The organism is Aeromonas sp. 159 (genome assembly GCF_963862045.1).
Classification (GTDB): Bacteria; Pseudomonadota; Gammaproteobacteria; order Enterobacterales; family Aeromonadaceae; genus Aeromonas; species Aeromonas veronii.
On sequence record NZ_CAWLMI010000111.1, the window covers coordinates 1 to 4,935 of the forward strand.

The 4,935-nt window shown below is 52.5% G+C and carries 4 protein-coding genes; 2 read left to right on the forward strand and 2 right to left on the reverse strand.

Features of this window, described 5'->3' with window-relative positions:
• Together AACR14_RS15990 and AACR14_RS15995 are read left to right on the forward strand one after the other, a co-directional pair.
• Positions 1-276 (forward strand): FtsX-like permease family protein (locus AACR14_RS15990; protein WP_019446904.1); only part of this gene is annotated, 276 nt, incomplete at its 5' end.
• A 2-nt stretch (positions 277-278) separates the two neighbouring features.
• Entirely contained in the window at positions 279-1,640 is a 1,362-nt protein-coding gene (locus tag AACR14_RS15995; protein ID WP_019446905.1) for an efflux transporter outer membrane subunit, read from the forward strand.
• 537 nt (positions 1,641-2,177) lie between these two features.
• Here the strand turns inward: AACR14_RS15995 and AACR14_RS16000 are convergent.
• Both AACR14_RS16000 and AACR14_RS16005 read right to left on the reverse strand, forming a co-directional pair.
• Complete coding sequence (locus tag AACR14_RS16000) at positions 2,178-2,588, reverse strand: H-NS family histone-like protein (protein WP_005344269.1); 411 nt, start codon at positions 2,586-2,588, stop codon at positions 2,178-2,180.
• A 608-nt stretch (positions 2,589-3,196) separates the two neighbouring features.
• Complete coding sequence (locus AACR14_RS16005; RefSeq protein WP_156808843.1) at positions 3,197-4,927, reverse strand: PglL family O-oligosaccharyltransferase; 1,731 nt, start codon at positions 4,925-4,927, stop codon at positions 3,197-3,199.
• Positions 4,928-4,935 lie beyond the last annotated feature (8 nt).

Sequence of the window (4,935 nt, forward strand, 5' to 3'; positions counted from 1 at the left end):
CGTATGGCCGTGGGCGCCCGCCAGTCGGATATCCTGCAGCAATTTCTGATTGAAGCTGTAATGGTCAGCCTACTGGGGGGGATCTTCGGCGTCGGCCTCTCGCTGGGCATTGGCGCGCTCTTTTCACTGCTGGTGGACTCCATCAAGATGCAGTTCTCGCTCTTCTCCATCCTGATGGCCTTTGGTTGCTCGTCACTCATCGGGATCCTGTTTGGTTACCTGCCGGCACGCAATGCGGCGCGGCTCGACCCTGTTGTCGCACTGGCGAGGGAATAACAATGCACAAACTCTCCTGGCTGGCTCTCTGCATGGCCCTCAGCGGCTGTAGTCAGCACAGCACCTATCAAAGACCCGAGCTGGCGATCGCCCCTGCATGGCAACAGGCAGAGGGCGCCCAACTGGCTATGCAGGCTGGCCTCTGGTGGCGGGAATTTCATGATCCCCGGCTCGACAAATTGGTCGAAGCGGTACTGGCCGCCAACCCGGACATGCATGTGGCGGCCCTCAAGCTCAAAAGCGCCAGACTGGGCGCCGAGCAGGCCGATACCAACCTCACCCCCTCGGTCAATGGCACTATCGCAGCCAGTGGCAACAAGGATCTGAAAACCGGCAAAGACACAAACAGTCTGGGCCCCTCGCTGAGCCTCAGTTACGAAGTGGATTTGTGGGGCAAGCTTGCCTCGGTGCGAGATCAGGCAAGCTGGGAAGCGGCGGCAAGCGAGCAGGATCTCGCCAGCACCCGACTGCTACTGATCGGCAATACCCTGGAGCAGTATTGGCAGCTCGGCTATCTCGGCTCTGCCATCACGCTCGGAGAACAGCAGTTGGCCAACCTGTCCCGAACTGAGCAGCTGACCCAGACCAAATACCAGGCTGGCGCCATCACCCGACTCGATCTGGCGCAGGCACGCCAACAGTTGGCCGGAAAACAGGCCGAGCTGGCCTCCCTCAAGGCGCAGCAGGAGCAAGCTCGCAATGCCCTGCGTCTGTTGCTGGGCCGCAGCAGCGGGCCGCTGGAGTATGCACCCGCTTCCCTTGCAAAGCAGACCATTCCTGAACTTGCGGTGGGTATTCCGGCCGATGTGCTGGCACGCCGCCCCGACGTCAAAGCGGCCGAATTGCGGCTGCGCAAGACGCTGGCAAAGGGGGACGAGATCCGCACCAGCTTCTACCCCAGCCTGACCCTGACCGGCAGTGCCAGCACCGCATCCGATAGATTGGCGCAGGTGCTGCAAAATCCGGTCGGTACGCTGGGAGCCAGCCTTGCCCTCCCCTTCCTTGAATACAACCGCACCCAGCTCGCCATCGAAAGCTCAGAGCTGGATTACCAGATTGCTGAAACCGAGTTTCGCAAACAGCTCTACACCGCACTGGTGGAGGTGGAAGACAATCTGGCCGCACGCCACTATGGCCAGCAGCGACTCGATTATCTGCAGGAACAGCTGAGTTATGTCCAGGAGGCCGAACGACTGGCCAAGGCTCGCTTCCAGGCGGGTGCGACCGGCGTGCAAGCCTGGCTCGATGAGCAGAACCGGCTGTGGGATGCCCAGCAAAGCCTGCTGGCCCAACAAAAAGAGCAGCTCACCACCACTGCCAAAATCTATCGCGCCCTGGGTGGCAGCGATAGCGTGGCGCCCTGATAACGCCTCCCCCCAATATTCCCCACTCTGCAGGCAGAGTGGGGAATGCCATCACCATAGACCGCACAGAACCCCCTCGCCCATACGGCAACCGAACTCTATTGCTCATCATCAGGGGCAGTCATGGCAGCGCAGCCAATTACATGCATCAGCGACCCAAAATATCCCGGCCATACCTTGCGGCTATCTCTGCAACTCACGCGCCCTGCGGAGATAACGGTTACCGGATATTCCATCAGCAGAGAGCTCGGATCTTGCCAAGCCGTGCCCCGTGAATCATGAGCGACATATCCGAAGCGGATATCTGCACGATGCATACAAATAGCAATATCACGCAGTTAATCCTGCACGACAAAATTAATCGCAAACAACGAGTGATATTGAGCAAAGTAACAGTGAAGTAAAACGACGGTAAAAAGGATACAAGCGAGGATGTAGATAACAGTAGGGTGAAGTGGCGGATGGGATAACCACGAGTAAAACGGCAAAAATAATGCCGCCCAAGGGCGGCATTATTCAATCTCTGAACCTGACGAATTAGATCAGGAAATCGTTCAGGTCTTTACCCAGTGCTACTTGAGCAGCAATGGCTTTCGGCATACGGCCTTGACCGGTCCAGGTTTTTTCCTGGCCATCTTCTTCGTACTTGTATTTAGCCGGACGCGGAGCACGCTTGCTCTTGGCAGCGCCAGTCGCAGCAGCCGGAGCAGCGGCAGTCGCCAGCAGCTCGCGAGGATCAATACCAGCCTGCTGCAGCATTTCGGTGAATTCATTCAGCTTGCGCTGACGCTCTTCCTGTTCAGCACGCTCCTGTTCAACAGAATCGGCGCGCTCTTGATAAACCAGGTCAAACTTCTCTTTAGCTTCCAGCAGTTGCTCAAACGGCAGCTCACGAATAGCCGCACGCAGACTGCGAATGTTCAGCAGAACTTTCAGAAACTCGTTCATTATTTCCTCACAAAAAAGTCGGTTACAGGGATACCGTTTCAGAATAGCATGGACAATTCGCGAGAACATACAGTTTTTCTATATTAACGTTCTTTTTTTCTTAAATTTCACCATCAAGATCGAATGCTTGCCACTATCAATAACAAACTGGCTGGAATGCAGATCTTCTGGGTAGTGTGGTGATTACCATCTTGTGTTCAAGAAACATCAGTATTTCAAGACTCATTAATTTCCAGTTCAGCATCCAACAAAACTAACTCGGTAACCTGCTTTATAAGCCTGAGCGCACATTTCTACCGTACGTTCAACATCATGTGACAAGACTACGCCTATCTGTTTAGCAATGAACACGTCTAGAACCTGTCCCTTCACCTGATGATGAGGGGGGTACTCCCAATTGACTATCAACCCATTCGACACCACCAATAAAATCACATATCAATCAATTGGTTGAGAGCGAATCATGACATTTCAAATATGCTTTTCGTAGCCCGTATGACAGACGTATGCGTCCGAAAACAGACTGTTCGGATACTGGTCGTCCAGAAGGTAAACAATAAAAAAGCCAGCCGTTTTTAAGGGCTGGCTTTCTATGTAGCCAAATAGCACTATTTATTTTTGGTTATATTCTTGCCTGATTGGTCAACACCGGTAATCACTGCCTGTGAAGCGGATCCAGTTAAAAGGGGCTCGGTTGGATAGAGCTTGAGCGCTTCCGCTCGCATCGTATTGGCTTCCTCTGTACGACCCAATGCATTAAGCGCGATCACCATATTGGCGTATATGTTGGCACGGGGTGTATGGCGTACGAATGACTGCCCCCACTCCAGATAAGCTTCCAGTTCGGTCTTGTTATTTGTCTGCAAGCCCACCATCAGACGAACCGAGTTCACATCAAATTCCACTCGGGTCAACCAAGCCATGGGATTGACGATATCAAGTAGCAAAGCAGGCTCTTTATACCCACCCCGTTCATATTTGGTGACTACCCATGCGGTGTGAATTGCTGTGAGCATAAAGGGAACGACCAGCAGCGGGATAGCGATCGCCATAAATCGCAGTAACAACCATGGGCGGCACTCCATATCCCACCATGATGAGAAACCCTGACTCGCCAGGTTGGTCTCTTCAATTTCGGTATCGATGATATAAATCAGCGTCAGCAACAGCCACCATAACACGATCGCATGGTAGAGCGGGTATTCCGTCTGGGTATGAAGCAAGATCGGTGTAACCAGAGCAAGCAGTCCCATGGCATTTACCCAACGCACACTTGCCAGACGCCATAATAATGCGCCCCCCATGATCACCATGCCGACCATGGGGGCAATACCGCCCTCAACAGCCCAATAGAGAAACTCGTTGTGGGGGTGGTCTAGATTGTAAATTACCATCCCAATATTTGGATCTACCTGCCGAACCTCTGTGTATGCGTGGAAGAATGTGGATTCAAATCCACCATACCCTACTCCCAATAACAAGTTTTGAAAGAGTAAATACAATGTAAAAGGCCAGATATCTGACCGAGCACCACCAGAGAGATATTCGTTCATCCCTCGACTGACACCTGATACCCAATACTGAGAAGCTAATCCAACCAAGGCTCCCAGCAAAACTAGGCAAAGCATTCGCACCAATAAACCTTGACGATGCAACTGGGGTCCAAGCAGGATAAACGCCAGCAATCCCCCAAGCTGCCCCACCCGAGACTGCAGAACAATCAACAATAGACTGGCGGCCCAAATCACCCAATAGCTAACCCCACGCAACCAGACATGCTCATTGCTGCGTAACTCCAGCCAAATAGCCAACGCAATCCCGGTGGCCATAAAGGTCGCCATCACATTTGGCTGTTGAAAGATCCCGTAAGGGCGATTGGCTTTGGTGTCATAGCCAATCCAGTTACCTGGTGTCAACAGATAGAATTGCACCAGACCCAATACCGCCTCCATCGCAATTGCAATAAAGATGAGATAGAGCAAGCGATCACGCTGCGCCTTATCAAAGCGCCATTGATAGAGTCCAAACAAAAACAGCAGACCAGCAAAAAGACCAAGCAATCTGGGAATGGCATAATCCTTGAATGCAAAACCAGGATAGAGCATCGGGAGCAGCAGCAAACTCGCCCCTATTAATAAACCCGCTTGCAAGGGAGAAACTATCAGATGCTGGCACAAGGTCACATGCCACAATCCCAATCCAATAACCAGTGAGGCGAAGATCCAACCCCAAGCATTAAAAGGTAGATAGAGTCCGGCCCCACCAGGGTTATGCATAAAAAAGTGCATGCCAAACAGCCAATAAAGTGCGCATGACACCATCATGAGTCTTGTTAACATTACAGCCC

Bases quoted from the DNA above. Each gene is read 5' to 3' on its own strand.
- AACR14_RS15995 (WP_019446905.1), top strand. From the start codon at position 279: ATGCACAAACTCTCCTGGCTGGCTCTCTGCATGGCCCTCAGCGGCTGT.
- AACR14_RS16000 (WP_005344269.1), bottom strand. From the start codon at position 2,588: ATGAACGAGTTTCTGAAAGTTCTGCTGAACATTCGCAGTCTGCGTGCG.
- AACR14_RS16005 (WP_156808843.1), bottom strand. From the start codon at position 4,927: ATGTTAACAAGACTCATGATGGTGTCATGCGCACTTTATTGGCTGTTT.